At 71.2% G+C, this 22,379-nt stretch carries 17 protein-coding genes; 9 read left to right on the forward strand and 8 right to left on the reverse strand.

Features of this window, described 5'->3' with window-relative positions; translation table 11 throughout:
- The first annotated feature begins 3 nt into the window (after window positions 1–3).
- Genes nuoL through nuoN form a run of 3 tightly spaced genes read left to right on the forward strand, consistent with a single transcriptional unit; the run spans window position 4 to window position 5,225 of the window.
- On the forward strand, window positions 4–1,914 hold the full coding sequence (gene nuoL / locus AC0680_RS13550) for an NADH-quinone oxidoreductase subunit L (RefSeq protein ID WP_478627831.1): 1,911 nt from the start codon (window positions 4–6) through the stop codon (window positions 1,912–1,914).
- A 3-nt stretch (window positions 1,915–1,917) separates the two neighbouring features.
- Window positions 1,918–3,576, forward strand: coding sequence for an NADH-quinone oxidoreductase subunit M (locus tag AC0680_RS13555; protein ID WP_478627833.1), 1,659 nt, complete (start codon window positions 1,918–1,920; stop codon window positions 3,574–3,576).
- Window positions 3,573–5,225: an NADH-quinone oxidoreductase subunit NuoN gene (gene nuoN, locus AC0680_RS13560; protein ID WP_384429753.1), complete on the forward strand. Its 1,653-nt coding sequence runs from the start codon at window positions 3,573–3,575 to the stop codon at window positions 5,223–5,225. Before AC0680_RS13555 ends, nuoN begins: the two co-directional genes overlap by 4 nt.
- An 84-nt stretch (window positions 5,226–5,309) precedes the next feature.
- On the opposite strand, the gene AC0680_RS13565 is transcribed toward nuoN, so the two are convergent.
- The 3 genes from AC0680_RS13565 to fahA form a co-directional block, all read right to left on the reverse strand.
- Window positions 5,310–5,789, reverse strand: coding sequence for a hypothetical protein (locus tag AC0680_RS13565; RefSeq protein WP_478627835.1), 480 nt, complete (start codon window positions 5,787–5,789; stop codon window positions 5,310–5,312).
- Between the two features lie 463 nt (window positions 5,790–6,252).
- On the reverse strand, window positions 6,253–6,897 hold the full coding sequence (locus AC0680_RS13570) for a GOLPH3/VPS74 family protein (RefSeq protein WP_478627838.1): 645 nt from the start codon (window positions 6,895–6,897) through the stop codon (window positions 6,253–6,255).
- 1 nt (window position 6,898) lies between these two features.
- Window positions 6,899–8,119 (reverse strand): fumarylacetoacetase, encoded by a 1,221-nt coding sequence (gene fahA, locus AC0680_RS13575; protein WP_478628067.1) that lies wholly within the window; start codon window positions 8,117–8,119, stop codon window positions 6,899–6,901.
- Window positions 8,120–8,638: 519 nt separating this feature from the next.
- Here fahA and AC0680_RS13580 point away from each other — a divergent pair.
- From AC0680_RS13580 to AC0680_RS13605, 6 genes are all read left to right on the forward strand, one after another.
- Window positions 8,639–9,790 (forward strand): carboxylate--amine ligase, encoded by a 1,152-nt coding sequence (locus tag AC0680_RS13580; protein WP_478627841.1) that lies wholly within the window; start codon window positions 8,639–8,641, stop codon window positions 9,788–9,790.
- Window positions 9,787–10,992: an FAD-dependent oxidoreductase gene (locus AC0680_RS13585; protein ID WP_478627844.1), complete on the forward strand. Its 1,206-nt coding sequence runs from the start codon at window positions 9,787–9,789 to the stop codon at window positions 10,990–10,992. The genes AC0680_RS13580 and AC0680_RS13585 overlap by 4 nt, the downstream gene beginning before the upstream one ends.
- A 385-nt stretch (window positions 10,993–11,377) precedes the next feature.
- Window positions 11,378–12,391: a polyprenyl synthetase family protein gene (locus tag AC0680_RS13590; RefSeq protein WP_478627847.1), complete on the forward strand. Its 1,014-nt coding sequence runs from the start codon at window positions 11,378–11,380 to the stop codon at window positions 12,389–12,391.
- Window positions 12,392–12,648: 257 nt separating this feature from the next.
- Window positions 12,649–13,920, forward strand: a complete 1,272-nt coding sequence (locus AC0680_RS13595; RefSeq protein WP_478627850.1) for a LolA family protein — start codon at window positions 12,649–12,651, stop codon at window positions 13,918–13,920.
- Window positions 13,921–14,011: 91 nt separating this feature from the next.
- Window positions 14,012–15,070: an ABC transporter ATP-binding protein gene (locus AC0680_RS13600; protein ID WP_478627853.1), complete on the forward strand. Its 1,059-nt coding sequence runs from the start codon at window positions 14,012–14,014 to the stop codon at window positions 15,068–15,070.
- Window positions 15,057–15,929, forward strand: a complete 873-nt coding sequence (locus tag AC0680_RS13605) for an ABC transporter permease (protein WP_478627856.1) — start codon at window positions 15,057–15,059, stop codon at window positions 15,927–15,929. Before AC0680_RS13600 ends, AC0680_RS13605 begins: the two co-directional genes overlap by 14 nt.
- Here the strand turns inward: AC0680_RS13605 and rarD are convergent.
- The 5 genes from rarD to AC0680_RS13630 form a co-directional block, all read right to left on the reverse strand.
- Window positions 15,919–16,914, reverse strand: a complete 996-nt coding sequence (gene rarD / locus AC0680_RS13610) for an EamA family transporter RarD (protein ID WP_478627858.1) — start codon at window positions 16,912–16,914, stop codon at window positions 15,919–15,921. The two genes, AC0680_RS13605 and rarD, sit on opposite strands and share 11 nt — an antisense overlap.
- 189 nt (window positions 16,915–17,103) lie before the next feature.
- On the reverse strand, window positions 17,104–17,970 hold the full coding sequence (locus AC0680_RS13615) for an SDR family oxidoreductase (protein WP_478627859.1): 867 nt from the start codon (window positions 17,968–17,970) through the stop codon (window positions 17,104–17,106).
- 227 nt (window positions 17,971–18,197) lie between these two features.
- Window positions 18,198–19,292, reverse strand: coding sequence for a 2-oxoacid:ferredoxin oxidoreductase subunit beta (locus AC0680_RS13620; protein ID WP_384429779.1), 1,095 nt, complete (start codon window positions 19,290–19,292; stop codon window positions 18,198–18,200).
- Window positions 19,285–21,237, reverse strand: coding sequence for a 2-oxoacid:acceptor oxidoreductase subunit alpha (locus AC0680_RS13625; RefSeq protein WP_478627863.1), 1,953 nt, complete (start codon window positions 21,235–21,237; stop codon window positions 19,285–19,287). Before AC0680_RS13625 ends, AC0680_RS13620 begins: the two co-directional genes overlap by 8 nt.
- Before the next feature lie 294 nt (window positions 21,238–21,531).
- Window positions 21,532–22,203: a LuxR C-terminal-related transcriptional regulator gene (locus AC0680_RS13630; RefSeq protein WP_478628069.1), complete on the reverse strand. Its 672-nt coding sequence runs from the start codon at window positions 22,201–22,203 to the stop codon at window positions 21,532–21,534.
- Window positions 22,204–22,379 lie beyond the last annotated feature (176 nt).

Here is a 22,379-nt window from a genome sequence, read left to right on the forward strand (position 1 = left end):
AAAGTGGAGAACTTGATCGCGCTGCTTGTCGCGGCACCGCTGGTCGGTGCGGCCCTGCTGCTGTGCGGCGGCAAACGACTCGACCGCACCGGCCACTGGATCGGCACGCTGCTGGCGGTGGCGTCGTTCGCCGTCGGGGTGGCGCTCTTCGCCGACATGCTCGGCAAGAGCCCCGAGCACCGTGCCCTGCACCAGCATCTGTTCAGCTGGATCCCGGTCGGCGGCTTCCAGGCCGACGTCGCCTTCCAGCTCGACCAGCTGTCGATGACCTTCGTCCTGCTGATCACCGGTGTCGGATCGCTGATCCACATCTACTCGATCGGCTATATGGAGCACGACGAGCGGCGCCGCCGCTTCTTCGGCTACCTCAACCTCTTCCTCGCGGCGATGCTGCTCCTCGTCATCGCCGACAACTACCTTCTGCTGTACGTCGGCTGGGAGGGCGTCGGCCTCGCCTCGTACCTCCTGATCGGGTTCTGGCAGCACAAGCCCAGCGCGGCCACCGCCGCCAAGAAGGCGTTCCTGGTCAACCGCGTCGGCGACATGGGCCTGTCCATCGCGATCATGCTGATGTTCACGACGTTCGGGACCTTCGCCTTCGGGCCGGTGTTCGCGGCCACCGGTGACACCTCCGAAGGCAAGCTCACCGCCATCGGGCTGATGCTGCTGCTGGCCGCCTGCGGCAAGTCGGCACAGGTGCCGCTGCAGTCCTGGCTGGGTGACGCGATGGAGGGCCCGACCCCGGTCTCGGCCCTGATCCACGCCGCCACGATGGTCACCGCCGGGGTGTATCTGATCACCCGCTCCGGGGCGATCTTCAATGCCGCGCCGGACGCGCAGACCGCCGTCGTCGCCGTCGGCGCGGTCACCCTCCTGTTCGGTGCGATCGTCGGTTGCGCCAAGGACGACATCAAGAAGGCCCTGGCCGGCTCGACGATGTCGCAGATCGGCTACATGGTCCTGGCCGCCGGACTCGGCCCCATCGGCTACGCCTTCGCGATCATGCACCTGGTCACCCACGGCTTCTTCAAAGCAGGCCTCTTCCTCGGCGCCGGCTCGGTGATGCACGGCATGAACGACGAGGTCGACATGCGCCATTACGGCGGCCTGCGCCGGTACATGCCGATCACGTTCATCACCTTCGGCCTCGGCTATCTGGCGATCATCGGCTTCCCCGGACTGTCCGGCTTCTTCTCCAAGGACAAGATCATCGAAGCGGCCTTCGCCAAGGGCGGCACCGAGGGCTGGATCCTCGGCGGCGCGGCCCTCCTGGGCGCCGCGATCACCGCGTTCTACATGACACGGGTGATGCTGATGACGTTCTTCGGCGAGAAGCGCTGGGCCGAGACACCGGCCGCTGCCGCGCCGGGGCAGCAGGTGCAACACCCGCACGAGTCGCCGAAGGTCATGACGCTCCCGATGATCGTGCTGGCCGTCGGATCGGTCTTCGCCGGCGCGCTGTTCAGCGTCAACGACGCCTTCGTGAAGTGGCTGGAGCCGGTCACCTCCTTCGCGCACGGCCACTCCCCGGTCAGCGCCACCACCGTCACCGCCTCGACCGTCGTCGTCCTGCTCATCGGCGTCGGCATCGCCTGGCTGATGTACGGGCGCAAACCCGTCCCGCAGCTCGCCCCGCGCGGTTCGTGGCTCACCCGGGCCGCCCGCCGGGACCTGCTCCAGGACGACTTCAACCACATCGTCTTCGTGCGCGGCGGCGGCGAGGTCACCACCACGCTCGTCCAACTCGACCGCTCCCTGGTGGACGGGGCGGTCAACGGCACGGCGGCCTCGGTGGGCGGACTCTCCGGCCTGCTGCGCCAGTTGCAGAGCGGCTTCGTCCGCTCGTACGCGGTCCAGATGCTGGGCGGGGCCGCCGTTCTCGTCGCCGCGACCCTGCTGATGAGGGGTGTCTGAGCCATGTCGTTTCCCCTGCTGACGGCAACGGCCGTGGTGCCGGCGGTCGGCGCGATCGCCACCGCCGCGCTGCCCGCGGCCAAGCGCACCGTGGCCAAATGGCTCGCGCTGCTGTTCTCGCTGATCACCTTCGCGCTGGCCCTGGTCGTCGCGTTCCGCTTCGACCCCGGAGCCAAGAGCCCGTACCAGCTCACCGAATCGCACGCCTGGATCCAGGACTTCGGCGTCCGCTACGAACTCGGCGTGGACGGCATCGCGGTCGCCCTGATCGCGCTGACCGCCCTGCTGATCCCGTTCATCATCCTTGCCGGCTGGCATGACGCCGACCCTCTGGAAGAGGCCACGCCCAACCGGCGCTGGCGGCCCACCCAGGGCTTCTTCGCGCTGATCCTGGCCGTCGAGGCGATGGTGGTGATCTCCTTCGAGGCCACCGACGTCTTCCTCTTCTACATCTTCTTCGAAGCCATGCTGATCCCGATGTACTTCCTCATCGGCGGCTTCGGGGACCGCGCCGGTGCGGACGGCGAGGAACAGGCCGCCGGCCGGCGGTCGTACGCCGCGGTGAAGTTCCTGCTCTACAACCTCGCCGGCGGCCTGATCATGCTGGCCGCGGTGATCGGGCTGTACGCCGTCACCGCCGACCAGCTCGGCACCGGCACGTTCTCGCTCCAGCAGATCGTCGAGGCCCGCGCCGCCGGCAAGCTGGACATCGCCGCCGGCACCGAGCGGCTGCTCTTCCTCGGCTTCTTCTTCGCCTTCGCGGTGAAGGCGCCGCTGTGGCCGCTGCACACCTGGCTGCCCGGCGCCATGGGCGAGTCGACCGCGCCGGTCGCGGTGCTGATCACCGCGGTCGTCGACAAGGTCGGCACGTTCGCGATGCTCCGCTTCTGCCTCCAGCTCTTCCCCGAGGCCAGCAGCTGGGCCACCCCCGCCATCCTGGTGCTCGCGCTGATCAGCATCGTCTACGGCGCGCTGCTCGCGGTCGCCCAGCGGGACATCAAGCGGCTGATCGCCTACGCCTCGATCTCCCACTTCGGCTTCATCATCCTGGGCATCTTCGCGATGACGTCCCAGGGCCAGGGCGGCGCCACGCTCTACATGGTCAACCACGGCATCTCCACCGCCGCGCTGATGCTGGTGGCCGGCTTCCTGATCAGCCGCCGCGGCTCGCGCCTGATCGCGGACTACGGCGGCGTCCAGAAGGTCGCCCCCGTTCTCGCCGGCACGTTCCTCATCGGCGGTCTCGCCACCCTGTCACTGCCGGGCCTGGCGCCGTTCGTCAGCGAGTTCCTGGTCCTGGTCGGCACGTTCACCCGCTATCCCGTGATCGGCATCATCGCCACCTTCGGCATCGTCCTCGCCGCGCTCTACGTCCTGGTCCTCTACCAGCGGACGATGACCGGGCCGGTGAAGGCCGAGGTGACCGGCATGCCCGACCTCAGGGTGCGGGAGCTGGTGGTGGTGGCGCCGCTGATCGCGCTGCTGATCTTCCTCGGGGTGTATCCGAAGCCGCTGACCGACATCGTCAATCCGGCCGTCGACCACACCCTGTCCGTCGTGGACAAGCAGGACCCCAAGCCCACTGTGCAGGTGAACGCCGTGCCCGGCGGAGGCCGGCACGGCCACGCCGCGAACGATCAAGACGTGGAGGCCGCGAAGTGAGTTCCGTGGCAAGTGTCCACAGCCTGTGGACGGTGGCGGCCGGCGCACCGGGCAAGATCCCGGGGCCGCACATCGAGTACGCCCAGCTGTCGCCGACGCTGATCGTCCTCGGTGCGGCAGTGATCGGCGTCCTGATCGAGGCGTTCGTGCCGCGCCGCGCCCGCTACCACTCCCAGTTGCTGCTGTCCCTGGTGACGCTGGCCGCCGCGTTCGCCGCGGTGATCGGCCTGGCGGCCGGCGGCTTCGGCTCGTCCAAGGCGCATATCGCCGCCATGGGCGCCATCGCCGTCGACGGCCCCGCCCTGTTCCTGCAGGGCACGATCCTGCTGGTGTCCCTGATCGCGGTCTTCACCTTCGCCGAGCGCCGGCTCGACCCGGCGGCGCACGGCAAGCGAGTGGACTCCTTCGCGGCCCAGCCCGCCGCCGTCCCAGGCGGCCCGGCCGAACAGGCCGCGGTCAAGGCCGGGTTCACCACCTCGGAGGTCTTCCCGATCGCGCTCTTCGCGATCGGCGGCATGCTGGTCTTCCCGGCGGCCAACGACCTGCTGACGCTCTTCGTCGCCCTGGAGGTCTTCTCCCTCCCGCTCTACATCCTGTGCGCGCTGGCCCGCCGCCAGCGACTGCTGTCGCAGGAGTCCGCCGTCAAGTACTTCCTCCTCGGCGCCTTCTCCTCCGCGTTCCTCCTCTTCGGCGTGGCCCTGCTGTACGGCTACGCCGGCACCGTGACGTACGCCGGGATCGCCGAGGTGATCTCGGACGGCGCCAAGCAGATCGACCCGGCACTGGCAGGCACCATGGGCAACGACGCGCTGCTGCTGATCGGCGCGGCGCTGGTGCTGATGGGCCTGCTGTTCAAGGTCGGCGCGGTCCCGTTCCACATGTGGACCCCGGACGTCTACCAGGGTGCGCCCACCCCGGTCACCGGCTTCATGGCGGCCGCCACGAAGGTCGCCGCCTTCGGCGCGCTGCTGCGCCTGCTGTACGTCGTCCTGCCGGGCATGCGCTGGGACTGGCGGCCGGTGCTGTGGGGCGTCGCGATCATCACGATGCTGGGCGGCGCGATCATCGCCATCACCCAGACCGACATCAAGCGGCTGCTGGCCTACTCCTCCATCGCGCACGCCGGCTTCATCCTCGCCGGTGTGATCGCCACCAGTGAGGACGGCATCTCCTCGGTGCTCTTCTACCTCGGCGCCTACTCCTTCGTGACGCTCGGCGCCTTCGCCGTCGTCACCCTGGTGCGGGACGCGGGCGGCGAGGCCACTCAGCTGTCCAAGTGGGCCGGGCTCGGACGCCGTTCGCCGCTGGTGGCCGCGGTCTTCGCCGTCTTCCTGCTGGCCTTCGCCGGCATCCCGCTGACCTCCGGCTTCGCCGGGAAGTTCGCGGTCTTCAAGGCGGCGGCACAAAGTGGTGCGGGCTGGCTCGTGGTGGTCGGTGTCATCTCCTCCGCCATCGCCGCGTTCTTCTACATCCGCGTCATCGTGCTGATGTTCTTCAACGAGCCCAAGGCGGAAGGCCCGACCGTCGCGGTCCCCAGTCCGCTGACGACCACGGCCATCGCCATCGGCGTCACGGCCACCCTGGTGCTCGGTCTGGCGCCGCAGTACTTCCTCGACCTCGCCGGGCAGGCAGGGGTCTTCGTGCGCTGAGGCACCGCAGTCCGGCACGCACAACGGCCGCCGCCCGCGCCCCGCTCGGGGCCGGGCGGCGGCCGTTGCCGCGCAGGGCGGCGGTCAGCTCTTGGGCATGCCGCTCGGCAGCTCGGGCATGTCGGGGATCTTCACGCTGCCGTCGCTGGACTTGGTGTACTTCTCGGTGGGGCCGTTCTTCCAGTCGACGGTCAGGGTCTTGCCGTCCGAAGCGGGCTTGAGGGTGCCCATGGTGCGGGTGGTGTCCCCGTCGGTGCACTTGAGCGCGGCCATGGTCATTCCGGCCATCGTCTGGACCTTGCCCAGACAGGCGGCCTTGTGGCCGTTGCTGAACGCGACCGTACCCTCCTTGATCACGAGGATCAGCGGGCTGCCGCTCGATCCGGCCTTCCAGGCTCCCTCGACCGCGGTGGGGCCGGCGGGCTTGTCGGCGTCTCCCGGAGTCGACGGCGCGGCCTCCGGCGTCTTGCTCGGCTTGCTGTCGGTGCCGCCGCTGCTTCCGCAACCGCTGAGCAGCATCGCGGCGATGGCCGCCGCCCCGGCGATCTGCGCTGCCTTGCGCACGTACGTCTCCTCCGTTGTGGGACAGGGAGACGTGAGGCTAGCAGCGCCCTCCACGGCTCTCGGATCCGTCACCGGATTGCGTCAACGCCGGTACGGACTTGGTGTGGGGCTGTGACGCGAAAACGGGGCTAAGGGGGCGAAATGGGCGGGGGTGGGGGAGGGGGTGGAGCGGGGCACGGATAGCTACTGCCTTGCGGGGCCTCCCCCCCCCGCCCCGCCCCCCGCCCCCTCCACCTCATGCTTCAGCGCCTGCCGCCGGGAAGGCCGCCGCCAGGCCCCCTGCTGAGGCCGGCGCCAGGGCGACGCCCGCCAATGCCGCCACCAGGACTCTGCCGAGACTGGCCCCAGGGCCCCTGGCGAGGTCGCTGCAGACCTTTTTCCGTCCCTCCGCCGGAGCCTCTGCCAGGACCTCTACTGGGGCCACTCGTGGCCTAATCGCACTCTCCAGCCGCCCTTCCCCGCCCTACGCCCCACCTCCGGCACTCTGGTCGTCCTGTACGGCGCGGAACGCGGCGTGTGCCGTCCACTCCTCCTTGACCAGGCGTCTCAGATCGCGGCGGAGTGGGCGGAAGGCGCTGCCCGGCAGGAGCTTGGCGTCCAGGCCCGTCGCCGAGGAGTGCGCCGCCAGGAGCCGGGCGCGCCGGTCGGGGAGCCCGGCGTCGACCGCCGCCCTGAAGCGGGCGCGGGCGGGGCCGGCCAGGTCCACCGCCCCTGCCGGGAAGCGCTCGTACGGCACCAGGCCCAGGGCGCGGTGGACCTGTCTGCGCAGCGCGCCGCGCTCCTCCAGACGGCGCAGGCACAGCTCCCGGACGGGGCGGCCGGCTCGGCGTACCCAGCGGTGGGCCCTGGTGCCCCGGCCGCCCTTGGCGGGGGCGGGGAGCGTTGCCAGGGCGCCGTCGAGTATCGGGTCGCCCAGCGGCAGCGGATTGGCCACCGTGACGCGGTCGCCGCGCTCGACCGCGACCCGCCCGGCCGCCTCCAGGTCGGCCAGCGCCGCTCCGGCCAGCCCGTACCGCAGGTACCTGGGGTTGTTCAGCGGGCGGCCGCGGACCGGGTCGAGGGCGAGCAGCAGCAGCTCCTCGGGGAGGGTGAGGGGCACGTCGGTCATGTCACTGCGGAGTCCCCACCGTGGGTGCGGGCAGGATACGGCCGGTGACATCGCCCAGCTCGATCCGGGCGCCGCCGGGGCCCGGGGCCCAGGCGGTGAGGGTGACCACGTCGCCGTCCTGGAGGTAGGGGCCCTTGCCCTGGGTGAGTTCGAGCAGGCAGCCGAGCTGATCGGGGTCGGGACCGGAGACCGTGCCGGAGGCGAACAGATCGCCGGTGCGGAGGGAGGCGCCGTTGACGGTCATGTGGGCCAGCTGCTGGGCGGCCGTCCAGTACATGCTGGCGAACGGGGGCCGTGAGACGACCTCGTCGTTGATCCGCACCTCGATGCGGATGTCGAAGCCGCCCGGCTCCGCGCCGGAGTCGTCGAGGTAGGGCAGCGCTGGGACGTCCCGGGTGGGCGGTGCCGTACGGGCCTCGTCAAGGGCGTCGAGCGGGGTGATCCAGGCGGAGACGGAGGTGGCGAAGGACTTGCCGAGGAACGGGCCGAGCGGCACGTACTCCCAGGCCTGGATGTCTCGGGCGGACCAGTCGTTGACGAGGCAGACACCGAACACGTGGTCACGGAAGGAGCCCAGGCCGACGGGCTCATGGAGCGTGGAGGGCGTGCCGACGACGAAGCCGACCTCGGCCTCGATGTCGAGGCGGGTGGAAGGGCCGAAGGTGGGGGCCTCGTCCGCCGGAGCCTTGCGCTGCCCGTTGGGCCGCACCACCGGGGTGCCGGTGGCGACGACGGTGCCCGACCGGCCGTGGTAACCGATCGGCAGATGCTTCCAGTTGGGCGGCAGCCCCGCGTCGTTCGGGCGGAAGATCCGGCCGACGTTCGTGGCGTGGTGCTCGCTGGAGTAGAAGTCGACGTAGTCGGCGACCTCGAAGGGGAGATGCAGGGTGACCTCCTCCAACGGGTGGAGCAGCGGGGCCACTTCGTCGCGGTGCGCGGGGTCGGTCACGGCGGTGTGGACGGCCGCGCGGATCTGCTGCCAGACGGGCCGGCCGGCGGCGAGGAGTGGGTTGAGGGTCGGCGCGGCGAGAAGCTCGGCGTGCGGATGGATGGCGGCCGGGAGGGCGCTGGGCAGGGCGCTGAGGTCGAGGACATGGGCGCCGTAGCGGACACCGATGCGGTGTTGGTCGGGCGCATCGGTGGTGCTGAAGACGCCGTAGGGGAGGTTGTGCGGGCCGAAGGGATCGCCTTCCGCCAGCTCGAACGGGCTCTGCTCGGGCATGGACAGCTCCTCGCGTTCGTCGTCGCCGGTGGGCAGCCGGGCCGTCCGGGGCTGGTGTGTCCCCGAGCCGGTGGCTGTGTTGATCAGAGTACGGCCGGGCACGTCGCGGCGAAGTGGCCTGTGGATAACTCGCGCGGGCGGTTGCGCCGGGCGAGCGTGCGCGATCGGCGCAGCTGATGCGTCGGGCGGACGGGCGGGCCCGCTCGGCGGGGCGGCCGCGGGGCGCGAGCGCGACGTGGGCGTAGGCGTAGGAAGTCGGCCGGCGGCCGTCTGCCTGCTACGCCCCAAGCGATGGCAATGTCCGGAAAAGCCTTGCTGTACTACGCAATTCGGTCCTAGCTTCCTTTCCTGGCACGGGCCGGGGAGGGGGCCGTTCCGTTGGGGGGACACGTGGCTCGCAATGGCGCACGGCTCGCGGTCGACCGGAGTGTTCCGGGGCTGATCGTGAAGATCGGGGCTTATCCCTTGCACCACGGCGGTGTGGGGGCGATTCGCAGCTTGGGGCGGCTCGGTGTCCCCATGTACGCCGTGACGGAGGACCGCTGCACGCCGGCGGCGGCCTCCCGCTATCTCCGCGGCCGCTTCGTGTGGCCGACCACCGGGCGCGAGGAGCCGGACCGGCTGGTGGCGGGGCTGCTGCGGATCGGCCGCCGGATCGGGCGGCCGACGGTGCTGATCCCCACCGACGAAGAGGCCGCGGTGCTGATCGCCGAGCATGCCGAGGTGCTCGCCGGATCGTTTCTCTTCCCAAGGGTGGCGGCGGACCTGCCGCGCAGGCTTGCCAGCAAGCAGGGCCTGCACGAGCTGTGCCTGGCACACGGCGTGCCCTCGCCGGCCGCCGCCTTCCCCGCGTCCTACGGGGAGATCGAGGCGTACGCCAGGCAGGCGCGCTTCCCGGTGGTGGCCAAGAACCGCGAGGCGTTCGTACGGCGCAGGAGACCCGCTGTCGCCGGCACGACCCGGATAGAGGGACCGGGTCAACTGCTCGACCTGGCGCGGGGCTGGGGGCCGCGGCCCGGCGTGATCCTCCAGGAGTACCTGCCCCGCGAGCAGGCCGAGGACTGGATCGTGCACGGCTGCTTCGGCTCGGACGGCGCGCCACTGGCGCTGTTCACCGGCGTCAAGGTGCGCTCCTGGCCACCGCACGCCGGCATGACGGCCTGCGCGTATGTCGTCGGCAACCCCGAACTCGCCCGGATGTCCGCACAGTTCGTCAAGCGGATCGGGTTCACCGGGATCGCCGACCTGGACTGGCGGCTCGACCGCCGCGACGGCCGGTACCGGCTGCTCGACTTCAACCCCCGCATGGGCGCGCAGTTCCGGCTCTTCGAGAGCACTGCCGGGGTCGATGTCGTACGCGCCCAGCACCTGTACCTCACCGGGCGCACCGTGCCCGAAGGCGCCCAGCGGGCCGGGCGCCGCTTCGTCGTCGAGAATGTCGATCTGCCCGCGCGCTTCGCCTACGTGCGCGGTGGCGCGGCCACCGCGCACGTACCGGCGCGGGCCTCGGGCACCGAACTGGCGTGGTTCGCCGGGGACGACCCGCTGCCGTTCTTCACCATGCTCGCGCGGTCCGTCGGGCCGGGCGCCCACCACCTGATGCAGCTGCGCCGGGCGGGTCGCCGGGCGGGCACCGACGCACCACCTAGGCAAGGGGAGGAACCCAAGTGAGCACTCCGGTAGCGGTCATCGGGGCCGGCCCGTACGGCCTGTCGACGGCCGCGCACCTACGGGCGCGCGGCCTGCCGGTGCGGGTCTTCGGCCGCCCGATGGTCAGCTGGCACGCGCAGATGCCCGCGGGCATGCTGCTCAAGTCGACGCCGGCGGCCTCCAGCATCCACGCCCCGCAGGCCGGGCACACCCTCGGTGACCACTGCGCGGCAACAGGGGAGGGGCGCCGCTACGAGTCGGACTGGGACATCATCCCGGTGGAGACGTTCGTCCAGTACGGCCAGTGGGTGCAGCAGCGGCTGGTGCCGGATCTGGAGCAGGTCACGGTGGTCTCGGTCGACCGGCGGGCCGACGGCTTCGAGCTGAAGCTGGACAGCGGTGAGCAGTTCGGCGCCCGGGCAGTGGTCGTCGCCACCGGACTGAGCGGTCTGGCGCACCTGCCGCCGGAACTGGCCGCCGCGGTCCCGGACGGGCCGTCCGCCACCGGGCCCGTCTCGCACAGCTCGCAGCACCACGACCTGTCGGCGCTGGCCGGCCGGGAGGTGGTGGTCGTCGGCGCGGGGCAGTCGGCCCTGGAGAGCGCGGTGCTGCTGGCCGAGGCGGGCGCGGCGTCCGTAAGAGTGGTGGCGCGCGAGCCCGCCGCGGTGGGCTTCGGCGCGCCACCGGACCGCCAGCCGCGGCTGCGGCCGCCGTCCCCGTTCGGCAACGCCTGGTCGCTGTATGCGCTGACGTATCACGCCGACGCGTTCCGCCGTCTGCCGGCGCCGCTGCGGCGGTACCTGGTGCGCAGGGTGCTCGGCCCGCTGGGCGCCTGGTGGCTGCGGGACCGCTTCGCCGGACGGGTGCAGGTCACGCAGGGCCGGCGGATCGTCCGGGCGACGGTGCGCGACGGCCGTCCCGTACTGGCGCTGCGTGGCGCCGACGGCCAGGGCGGGGAGCTCGTGGCCGACCATGTGCTGGCCGCCACCGGCTACCGGATGGATCTCGCGGCGCTGGACTTCCTGGGCCAGGGGCTGCGCACCGAGGTCGTGACGCGGGCCGGCGGGCCCCTGCTGGACGCCGGTTTCGGCTCGTCGGTACCGGGGCTGTACTTCACGGGGCTGCCGGCGGCCGCCTCGTTCGGCCCGGTGATGCGCTTCGTCTGCGGCACGGCGTTCGCCTCGCCCCGGCTGGCGCGGGCGGTGGCGCGGGCGTACGGGTGACCGCCGGGCGCCCGGGCATGTGCGCGGCGCGGCGCTCAGGATGAGTGGAGTCCCGCCCGCCGCCCCGCCCCGCGGGCCGGGGGGCGAGTGGCCTGTGAGGATGGCCGAAGAACGCCTCTTCCGGGGCGGGTATTCGGCTCTCCGGTCAGAGCTGTGGCTCGTGGGGTGGGTGGGAAACGGGATGCCTTTGTTGCCCCGTTGACCGGAGTCAAACCCGCATCAAAGGGTGATCCGCAACGTACCGGCCGGGGGCCGCTGTGCTTCGCGGGCGGTTCGGGGGGCGGGCGCTCACGGTGATCGAACTGAGACCGGATACGCTGACCAATGGTGGAGACAGCGACAGATCGACATTCAGTTTGATCGTCAGCAGACAGGAGTACCCCTCGTGACCGTCGTCGGGCCCTTCGGGCTGAGCGTGCGGGACCAGGCTCTTGAGGCCGATGTCCAGGCCGGGTTGGCGGCTGTCGAGGAGGGCCTGCTGGAGGCCACCAAGAGCGACGTGCCGTTCATCACCGAAGCCGCGCAGCATCTCGTGCGCGCGGGCGGCAAGCGGTTCCGGCCGCTGCTGGTGGAGCTGGCAGCCCAGTTCGGTGACCCCCACAGCCCGGGCGTGGTGCCCTCGGCCGTCGTCGTGGAGCTGACCCATCTGGCGACGCTCTACCACGACGACGTGATGGACGAGGCCGATGTGCGCCGCGGCGTGGCCAGTGCCAACGCCCGCTGGGGCAACTCCGTCGCGGTGCTGACCGGGGACTTCCTCTTCGCCCGGGCCTCGCACATCCTCGCCGACCTCGGCCCCGAGGCGGTCCGGATCCAGGCCGAGGCCTTCGAGCGCCTGGTGACCGGCCAGATCCTGGAGACCGCGGGGCCGCGCGACGGCCGGGACCCCGTGGACCACTACCTGGACGTCCTCGCCGGCAAGACCGGTTCACTGGTCGCCGTCGCGTGCCGGTTCGGCGCGATGATGTCGGGCGCCGACGAGTCGACGGTCAACATCCTCACCCAGTACGGCGAGCGGCTGGGCACGGCCTTCCAGCTGGCCGACGACGTGCTCGACATCGCCAGCGACTCGCACGAATCGGGCAAGACGCCCGGTACGGACCTGCGCGAGGGCATCCCGACGCTGCCCGTGCTGCATCTGCGGGCGCGGGCCGAGAGCGCCGCCGGCACGCCGGAGGACCGCGCGCTGTGCGAGCTGCTGGCCGGCGATCTCACCGACGACGCCCGGCACGCCGAGGCGCTGGCCGGCCTGCGCGCCCACCCGGCGCTCGAAGAGGCCCGCCGCGACACCGTGCGCTATGCGGAGGAGGCCCGCGCGATGCTGGCGCCGCTGCCGCAGTGCCCGGCCAAGGAGGCCCTGGAAGGCCTCTGCGACGCGGTGGTGCACCGAGCCGGGTGACGTGGGGCGGGCGGATCCCTGAGGGATCGCCCGCCTGTCCCCTAGGGAGTGATCAGACTCCTGTCGTACGTGCAACGCCGTGCGGTGACCCGGCGTCATACCTCAGCAGTACGACGAGTTGGCCCCGCGGGCTGACGCGATACGCCCGGGGCTTTGGTGAGATGGAAAGCACCAGAGCACGGCGGACGGGTCACCTTGAGTCCAGGGGTGGGCGAGCGGACAGCGCAGCAACCGCCGCAAACGACGGAGGTAGGCAGATGCCACGGTACGAACCGACAGAGGTCACCGAAGGGGACGGGGGACACTCTCCGAAGCGCCGTAAAGCGGTGCGGTACGCCGTGCCGGTCGCGGTGGCGGGAGTGGCGGCGGCCACGATCGGGCTGGTCCCGGCGTTCGCCGGCGGTTCTCCGGACCTGCCGGAGATCTCGGCACAGGACCTGATCGCCAAGGTCGCCAAGTCGGATGCCCAGCAGCTCTCCGGCACGGTCCGGATCACCACGGACCTCGGCCTGCCCGCCCTGCCGGGCATGGCCGGAGGGGCCGGCGGCTTCGGCGGCGGCCCGGGCGGTGCCGAGAAGAAGGGCGACGGCGCGTCCGCGGCGCCCGAGAGCAAGCTGATGGAGCTGGCGTCCGGTGCGCACACGCTGCGCGTCGCCGCCGACGGCCCCGACAAGCAGCGGCTGTCGATCGTCGACAAGGCCGCCGAGTACAGCCTCGTCCACAACGGCAAGGACGTCTGGGCGTACGACAGCGGCAGCAACACCGCCGTCCACAGCACCGCGCCGGACGCCGGCCGGCACGGCAAGCAGCGCCCTGAGCCCAAGGACCTCCCCAAGGACCTGAAGAACGCCACCCCGCAGGACCTGGCCAAGCAGGCCCTGGAGGCGGCCGGGGACACGACCTCGGTCACCGTCGACGGCACCGCCAAGGTCGCCGGCCGGGACGCCTACCAGCTGCTGATCAAGCCCAAGCAGGCCGCTTCGACCGTCGGCTCGATCCGGGTCGCGGTGGACGCCGCCAACGGCGTCCCGCTGAAGTTCACCCTCACCCCCAAGAGCGGTGGCGCGGCCGCCATCGACGTCGGCTACACCGATGTCGACTTCGCCAAGCCCGCCGCGAGCCAGTTCTCCTTCACCCCGCCCAAGGGCGCCAAGGTCGTCAACGGCGACCAGGAGCGGGCGAAGGCCGAGCGTGAACACGGCAAGGGCAGCAAGGACTTCGGTTCCCGCAAGGGCATGAAGGACGTCGAGAAGGACCTGGGCGGGCTGAACGTCATCGGCAAGGGCTGGACGTCCATCGCCACGATCAAGGGCGCCGGCTCCGGCCTGCCCTCGGGCAAGGACCAGGGCGCGGGCGGCGACGTCGGCAAGTTCCTGGACAGCCTCGGTGACAAGGCCAGCGGCTCCTTCGGCTCCGGCCGGATCTTCAGCACCCGCCTGGTCAACGCCCTGATAACGGACAACGGCACGATCTACGTCGGCGCCGTCGACAAGCAGGCCCTGATCGACGCGGCCAACGCCGCCAAGTAACGGGCCACCACCGCACAGGGACCGCCGCGCCGCCCCTCACCGGGTGGCGCGGCGCGGCCCGCAGGCCAGCCGTACGACGTTGGGGGAGCCGATGCCACAGCCGCCCGCCACAGGGGCCGCCGGCGCGCGGCCACCCGCGGGCCCGGCCGCCTTCGACCACTCGCCGGCCGGGGACCGGGCGATCGAGACGCGGGGGCTGACCAAGGCCTACCGCGGTGGCCAGCTCGCCGTCGACGGCCTCGATCTGGCCGTACCGCGCGGCAGCGTCTTCGGCTTCCTCGGCCCCAACGGCTCCGGCAAGACCACCACCATCCGCATGCTGATGGGCCTGATCGACGCGACCGCCGGCAGTGCCCGGGTGCTCGGGCAGCCGATGCCCGCCGCGGCCCGCCGCGTGCTCCCCAAGGTCGGCGCGCTCATCGAGGGACCGGCGCTCTACGGCTTCCTCAGCGGCCGCGACAACCTGCGGCGTTTCGACGCCGCCGACCCCGCCGCCGACCCCCGTACCCGTACACAGCGGGTCGGCGGCGCACTGGAGCGGGTGGGCCTGGCCGCCGCGGCAAGCAAGAAGGCGCGGGCCTACTCCCTCGGCATGAAGCAGCGCCTCGGACTGGCCGCGGCGCTGCTCCAGCCCCGTGAGCTGCTGGTGCTCGACGAGCCCACCAACGGCCTGGACCCGCAGGGCATGCGGGAGATCCGCACCCTGGTCCGGGAACTGGCCGCCGACGGTACGACCGTCTTCCTCTCCTCCCACCTCCTCGACGAGATCGAGCAGGTCTGCACCCACGCCGCGGTGATGGCCCGCGGCCGGCTGATCACCCAGGGCACGGTCGCCGACCTGTCCGCCACGGTCCTCGGGCCCCGCGGCCACGGCCGGCTGACGGTGACGACTCCCGACGCGGCGGACGCGGTGCGGGTGCTGAAGGAGCACGGTGTGACCGGACTTCACGTCACCGACGACCGGGTGACGGGCGACCTCCCGGCCGGCCCTTCGGACCGGCCGGGCGATCAGGCGCCCCTGGAGCTGGCGGACGTCAACGCCGCCCTGGTGCACGCCGGTGTCCGGGTCCGTGCCTTCGGCACCGAACGCACCTCGCTGGAAGACGTCTTCGTACACCTGACCGGGGAGGGATTCGATGTCGCAGGCTGAGGCGGTGCCGCGCCGGCCCCGACCGCTGTGGTCGCTGGGCCTGCTGCGCAGCGAGATCACCATGACCTTCCGGCGCTGGCGCACCCTGGCGCTGCTGGCGGTGCTCGCCGGCGTCCCGGTCCTGGTCGGCATCGCCGTCAAGATCGAGACCGGCGACGGCGGGGCGGGGGGCGGCGGAGGTGCGGGCGGCCCGGCGTTCATCTCCCAGGTCAGCAACAACGGTCTCTTCCTGGTCTTCACCTCGCTCGCGGTGACGCTGCCGTTCTTCCTGCCGATGTCCATCGGCGTGATCGCAGGCGACTCCATAGCCGGCGAGGCGCACGGCGGGACGCTGCGCTACCTCCTGGTCGCGCCCGCGGGCCGCACCCGCCTGCTGCTGGTCAAATACGCCACGGCCATGACGTTCTGCCTGGTGGGCACCCTGGTCGTGGCGCTCTTCGCGCTGGCGACCGGCGCTGTGCTCTTCCCCCTGGGCGAGATCACCCTGCTCTCCGGCACGACCGTCTCCTTCGCCGAAGGTCTGCTGCGGGCGCTGGCCATCGCCGGAGCGGTGGCGCTGTCCCTGACGGGCGTGGCCGCCGTCGGCCTGTTCATATCGACGCTCACCAGCAGCGGTATCGCCGCCATGGCGACCACGGTCGGACTGCTGATCACCGTGCAGATCCTGGACACCATCCCCCAGCTGGACGCCATCCAGCCGTATCTCTTCCCGCACTACTGGCTGTCCTTCGCGGACCTGCTGCGCGACCCCGTCTACTGGGACCAGCTGCAGAAGAACTTCGGCCTGCAGGCGCTGTACGCGGCGGTGTTCGGGGCGGCCGCCTGGGCGCGGTTCACCACCCGCGACATCACGGCTTGAGGCCGGGAGGCTGCGCGGTGGCGGGCTCGGCCGCCGACGCCATCGCCTCGGTCGCGGCTGCCTCGCCCGCGCGGGCCGCGGCGGCGGCCAGCTGTGTCCGCCCCCGCCGCGCCGTCCGCAGGGCGTCCCAGGTCAGCACCACCAGCGCCACCCACACCAGTGCGAACCCGGCCCAGCGCTCCGGCGGCATCTCCTCGTGGAAGACCAGGAGACCCAGCACGAACTGGAAGGTCGGCGCCAGGTACTGCAGCATCCCGATCACGGTCAGCGGCAGCCGCATCGCCGAGGCACCGAAGCAGATCAGCGGCACCGCGGTCGCCACTCCGCAGGCCGAGAGCAGCAGCGCCTGGCCCACTCCGCCGCCCACGAAGCTGGACTGGCCCTGGGCCCCGAGGTAGATCAGGAAGCCCAGTGCGGGCAGCAGCTGCATGGCCGTCTCGGCGCTGAAGCCCTCGATGCCGTCGAGCTTGATGCCCTTCTTGACCAGCCCGTACGTCGCGAACGAGAAGGCCAGGCCGAGCGCGATCCAGGGCACCTTGCCGTAGGCGACGGTCATCACCACGACGGCCAGGGCGCCGACGCCCACTGCCGTCCACTGCAGCGGCCGCAGCCGCTCACGCAGCACGAGCACGCCGAAGGCGATGCTGACCAGAGGGTTGATGAAGTAGCCGAGCGACGCTTCCAGGACATGCCCGGCGTTGACCGCCCAGATGTAGAGGAACCAGTTGACCGAGATGACCAGCGCGCAGACCAGGACCAGTCCGAGCCGCTTGGGCTGCCGCAGCAGCGGGCCTATCCAGGCCCAGCGGCGCAGCACGGCCAGGATGACGACGGCGACGGGCAGCGACCACACCATCCGGTGGGCCAGGATCTCGGACGGCGCGACGGCGTCCAGCAGATGCCAGTAGAGGGGCAGCAGGCCCCACATGGTGTAGGCGGCGATGCCATAGGCGAGTCCAGCGCGCTGATCGGCTCGATGCTGCAAGGGGACCCTCCTGATGTGCTTCGTCGACCCTGCGAAGGTAGCGCCGCATCAGTCCGCCTGTCATGTGCGTATCGATAGACGGTCATGACGAAGGGGTGGCCGAAGGGCGACGGCGGGGAGACGCCTCTGATCGGAGGCCGCCTCCGGGCGGGAGTCACCGTGGTCCGGGAAGCCAGGCCGTCAGCCGCCTCAGGCCGTCAGCCGCCTCAGGGCGTCCGCGATGGACTCGGCGATCGGTGTCGTCGGGCGGCCGATGAGCCGGGAGAGGTCGCCGGGCGTCGCGGCCAGTTCGCCCCGGGCGATCCCGGCGTCCGCATCGGCGACCAGCTGCGCCCCCAAGGCCGGCACCCCCGCCTCGACCATCAGGGCCACATACCGCTCCTGGGGCAGATCGCGGTACGGGATTCGCCGGCCGGTCTGCCGGGACACCTCGGCCGCGTACTCCGCCATCGACCAGGCGGTGTCACCGCTCAGCTCGTACACCGAGTTCTCATGGCCGGCGCCGGTGAGCACGACGGCGGCCGCCTCGGCATAGTCCCGGCGCGCGGCGGAGGCCACCCGGCCCTCGCCCGCGCTGCCGATCACCGCGCCGGTCCTCAGCGTGCCGGCCAGCGCACCGGTGTAGTTCTCGTGGTACCAGCCGTTGCGCAGCAGGCAGTAGGGCACACCGGACGCGAGCAGCGCCTGTTCGGTGGCGATGTGCTCCTCGGCGATGGAGAAGGTGGCGGTCGGCCCGCCCAGCACGCTGGTGTACGCCAGCAGTCCCACGCCCGCCTCGCGCGCGGCGTCGATCACGTCGCGGTGCTGGGTGAGGCGCTGACCGGCCTCGTTGCCGGAGATGAGCAGGACCCGGTCGCCGGCCGCGAAGATCCCTTCGAGCGTCTCGGGCCGACCGTAGTCCGCGATCTTGATGCCCACGCCGAGCGCCGCCAGGCCCGCGGTCTTGGCCCGGTCCCGGGCGACCGCCACGATGTCGCCCGGTGCGGCGCGCTTGAGCAACTCGTCGATGACCAGCCGGCCGAGCGCCCCGGAGGCGCCGGTGACCACGATGCTCATGTCTTGCCCCTTGGCGGTTGGAGGCCGTCAGCATGGCACTCGTACGAGACGCGCAGAAGAGACGCGCCGCGCCCGCGCCGAACGACGCTCTGACACCCCGCAACCGAAAGCGGGTGCCCGTAGGGGGACGCCATGAGACGTTCCCCTACGGACACCCGCAGCGGTGTCCGGGGCCCGCCACGCCTCCGCCGCGCCCTGCGGCACGGCCGAGGCGTGGACCGCGGTCGTCAGCCGACGACCGTCCAGGTGTCGTTGCCGGTCAGCAGCGCGGCGAGGTCGCCCTTGCCCTGCTGCTCGATGGCGGTGTCGAGCTGGTCGGACATCAGGGTGTCGTAGACCGGCCGTTCGACATTGCGGAGCACACCGATCGGGGTGTGGTGGAGGGTGTCGGGGTCCGCGAGCCGGGAGAGCGCGAAGGCCGTGGTGGGGGAGGGGTTGTGCGCGTCGTGTACCAGCACGCCCTCCGTGCCCTCCTGCAGCACGTCGATGATCTTGAGGTCGCCGGTGGCCGGGTCGCGGACCACGCCCTTGGAGCCGAGGCCGTCGGGGGCCGGGGCGCCGAAGCGGATCGGCTGCCCGTGCTCCAGGCGGATGACGGCCTCCTGGGCCTTCTCCTTGTCCTTGAGGACCTCGAAGGCGCCGTCGTTGAAGATGTTGCAGTTCTGGTAGATCTCCACCAGCGCCGTGCCGGGGTGGGCGGCGGCCTCGCGCAGTACCGACGTGAGGTGCTTGCGGTCGGAGTCGACCGTACGGGCCACGAACGTCGCCTCGGCCCCGAGCGCCAGCGAGACCGGGTTGAACGGCGCGTCCAGCGATCCCATCGGCGTCGACTTGGTGATCTTGCCGACCTCGGAGGTGGGGCTGTACTGGCCCTTGGTCAGACCGTAGATCCGGTTGTTGAACAGCAGGATCTTGAGGTTGACGTTGCGCCGCAGGGCGTGGATGAGGTGGTTGCCGCCGATGGACAGCGCATCGCCGTCGCCCGTGACGACCCATACGGACAGATCGCGGCGCGAGGAGGCCAGGCCGGTGGCGATGGCCGGGGCGCGGCCGTGGATGGAGTGCATCCCGTAGGTGTTCATGTAGTACGGGAAGCGGGAGGAGCAGCCGATGCCGGAGACGAAGACGATGTTCTCCTTCGCCAGGCCGAGCTCGGGCATGAAGCCCTGTACGGCGGCGAGGACGGCGTAGTCACCGCAACCGGGGCACCAGCGCACTTCCTGATCGGACTTGAAGTCCTTCATGGACTGCTTGGCCTCGGCCTTGGGCACCAGGGAGAGCGCCTCGATCTGCGAGGGCCTCTCCGAGATCGTCTCAGTCATTGATGGCCTCCTTAAAGACCTCCGCGAGCTGCTCGGCCTTGAACGGCATCCCGCTGACCTGGGTGTGCGAGCGGGCGTCGACCAGGTACTTGGCGCGCAGCAGGGTGGCGAGCTGCCCGAGGTTCATCTCCGGCACGATCACCTTGTCGTAACGCGCCAGGACCTCGCCGAGATTCCGGGGGAAGGGGTTGAGGTGGCGCAGATGGGCCTGCGCGATGCGCTCCCCTGCGCCCCGTACGCGCCGTACCGCCGCGGTGATCGGTCCGTACGTCGACCCCCAGCCGATGACCAGGGTGCCGGCGCCCTTGCCGTCGGCGTCGGCGGGGTCGTCGACCGTGAGGTCCGGGACCTCGATGCCGTCGACCTTGGCCTGGCGGGTGCGCACCATGAAGTCGTGGTTGGCGGGGTCGTAGGAGATGTTGCCGGTGCCGTCCTGCTTCTCGATGCCGCCGATGCGGTGCTCCAGGCCCGGCGTGCCCGGCACCGCCCAGGGGCGGGCCAGGGTCTGCTCATCGCGCTTGTAGGGCCAGAAGACCTCCGTGCCGTCCGCCAGCTCGTGGTTGGGGCCGGAGGCGAACTGGACGCGCAGATCGGGGAGTTCCCCGACGTCGGGGATCCGCCAGGGCTCGGAGCCGTTGGCCAGATAGCCGTCGGAGAGCAGGAAGACGGGGGTGCGGTAGGTCAGCGCGATACGGGCCGCGTCCAGCACCGCGTCGAAGCAGTCGGCGGGGGTCCTGGGCGCCACGATCGGTACCGGCGCCTCGCCGTTGCGCCCGTACATCGCCTGCAGCAGATCGGCCTGCTCGGTCTTCGTGGGCAGGCCCGTCGAGGGCCCGCCACGCTGGATGTCCACGATCAGCAGCGGAAGCTCGAGGCTGACCGCGAGACCGATGGTCTCCGACTTCAGCGCCACACCCGGGCCGGACGTGGTCGTCACCGCCAGGGCGCCGCCGAACGCCGCGCCCAGCGCCGCGCCGATACCGGCGATCTCGTCCTCCGCCTGGAACGTCCGCACACCGAAGTTCTTGTGCTTGGACAGCTCGTGCAGGATGTCGGAGGCCGGGGTGATCGGGTAGGAGCCCAGATACAGCGGCAGGTCCGCCTGCTGGGAGGCGGCGACCAGCCCGTAGGACAGCGCGAGGTTGCCGGAGATGTTGCGGTAGGTGCCGGTCGGGAAGGCCTTGGTCGCCGGGGCGACCTCGTAGGAGACCGCGAAGTCCTCGGTCGTCTCGCCGAAGTTCCAGCCCGCCCGGAACGCGGTGACGTTCGCCTCCGCGATGTCCGGCTTCTTGGCGAACTTGGCGCGCAGGAACTTCTCGGTGCCTTCGGTCGGGCGGTGGTACATCCACGACAGCAGGCCCAGCGCGAACATGTTCTTGCTGCGCTCGGCCTCCTTGCGGGAGAGCCCGAACTCCTTGAGCGCCTCGATCGTCAGCGTCGTCAGCGGCACCGGATGGACGTTGTAGGCCGCCAGTGAGCCGTCCTCCAGCGGGCTGGTCGCATAGCCGACCTTCGCCATCGGGCGCTTGGTGAACTCGTCGGTGTTGACGATGATCTCCGCGCCGCGCGGGACGTCGGCGAGGTTCGCCTTGAGTGCGGCCGGGTTCATCGCGACCAGCACGTTCGGAGCGTCACCGGGCGTGAGGATGTCGTGGTCGGCGAAGTGCAGCTGGAAGCTGGAGACGCCCGGCAGCGTGCCGGCGGGCGCCCGGATCTCGGCGGGGAAGTTGGGCAGCGTCGACAGGTCGTTGCCGAACGACGCCGTTTCTGAGGTGAACCGGTCTCCGGTGAGCTGCATTCCGTCACCGGAGTCACCGGCGAACCGGATGATCACCCGGTCCAGGCGCCGGACTTCCTTGCTCTGCCCGCCGTTACCGGAAGCGCGCTGTTCCCCGACTAGCGCTGCGTCGGTCTGCTCGGCTGGGCTACTGACCTGGCTGGTCACTGCTTCGGACCTCCCTCGAGGGGTGCGGCGTCCCCGCCGGAGGCAGGGCTCGGGACTAGTCGTACCGGACGGTTGTCCCATAACCATCGTACGTGGGTAAGGGTGACCTTCCCTGGGTCGATCACATGGTGGACGTCAAGATGAGACACCATTCTGGTGTGTTTTGTCATGAAATCACCGCCCCCGTGGCCCCTTATTCATGACGCTCCGGACTCCTCCATTGGTTCTACGCCCAAAGTCCTGGGCCGCACCCAAAATGGCCACGGCCTGCCAAACTGACAGGGTGTCAGCGAGTCAGGAGTTGAGGTAGGTGAGAACGGCGAGCACCCTGCGGTGATCCCCGTCACTCTGCGCCAGCCCCAGCTTCAGGAAGATGTTGCTGACGTGCTTCTCGACCGCGCCGTCGCTGACGACCAGCTGCCGGGCGATGGCGGAGTTCGTCCGGCCCTCGGCCATCAGCCCCAGCACCTCCCGCTCGCGCGGCGTCAGGTTGGCCAGCACATCCTGCTTACGGCTGCGGCCCAGCAGCTGGGCCACCACCTCCGGGTCCAGCGCGGTGCCGCCCTCGGCGACCCGGACCACCGCGTCGACGAACTCCCGGACCTCGGCGACCCGGTCCTTGAGCAGATAGCCGATACCCCGGCTCGACCCGGCCAGCAGCTCCGTGGCGTACTGCTCCTCGACATACTGCGAGAGCACCAGCACCCCCAGGCCCGGATGGTCGCGGCGCAGCCGGATCGCGGCCCGCACCCCCTCGTCGGTGTGCGTCGGCGGCATCCGCACGTCCGCCACCACCACATCCGGCAGCGCGTCCTCGTCCGCCAGCTCCCTGATCGCCTTGATCAGCGCCTCGGCGTCCCCCACGCCCGCCACCACGTCATGCCCACGGTCGGTGAGCAGCCGGGTCAGCCCCTCCCGGAGCAGCACCGAATCCTCGGCGATGACCACCCGCACCTTGTCCTCCACGACTTCGGATCCCCCACGTCTCATCGCTCCCACCCTGCCGGTCCCCAGCATCCCAGCATTCGGACGCGGGCGGGCGGATCAGGGGGGAAGGGGAGGCAGGGGGCGGCACAGGGGCGGTGCCGAGGCGGGGCAAGCGGCGCGGGCGGGCGGGGCCGGACCCCCGTCCCGTCCCCGGC

Source organism: Streptomyces sp. NPDC043738 (genome assembly GCF_056436545.1).

Bases quoted from the DNA above. Each gene is read 5' to 3' on its own strand.
- AC0680_RS13600 (WP_478627853.1), top strand. From the start codon at position 14,012: ATGCCACAGCCGCCCGCCACAGGGGCCGCCGGCGCGCGGCCACCCGCG.
- AC0680_RS13570 (WP_478627838.1), bottom strand. From the start codon at position 6,897: ATGACCGACGTGCCCCTCACCCTCCCCGAGGAGCTGCTGCTGCTCGCC.
- AC0680_RS13580 (WP_478627841.1), top strand. From the start codon at position 8,639: ATGTACGCCGTGACGGAGGACCGCTGCACGCCGGCGGCGGCCTCCCGC.
- AC0680_RS13555 (WP_478627833.1), top strand. From the start codon at position 1,918: ATGTCGTTTCCCCTGCTGACGGCAACGGCCGTGGTGCCGGCGGTCGGC.
- AC0680_RS13595 (WP_478627850.1), top strand. From the start codon at position 12,649: ATGCCACGGTACGAACCGACAGAGGTCACCGAAGGGGACGGGGGACAC.
- AC0680_RS13620 (WP_384429779.1), bottom strand. From the start codon at position 19,292: ATGACTGAGACGATCTCGGAGAGGCCCTCGCAGATCGAGGCGCTCTCC.
- fahA (WP_478628067.1), bottom strand. From the start codon at position 8,119: ATGCCCGAGCAGAGCCCGTTCGAGCTGGCGGAAGGCGATCCCTTCGGC.
- AC0680_RS13615 (WP_478627859.1), bottom strand. From the start codon at position 17,970: ATGAGCATCGTGGTCACCGGCGCCTCCGGGGCGCTCGGCCGGCTGGTC.
- AC0680_RS13605 (WP_478627856.1), top strand. From the start codon at position 15,057: ATGTCGCAGGCTGAGGCGGTGCCGCGCCGGCCCCGACCGCTGTGGTCG.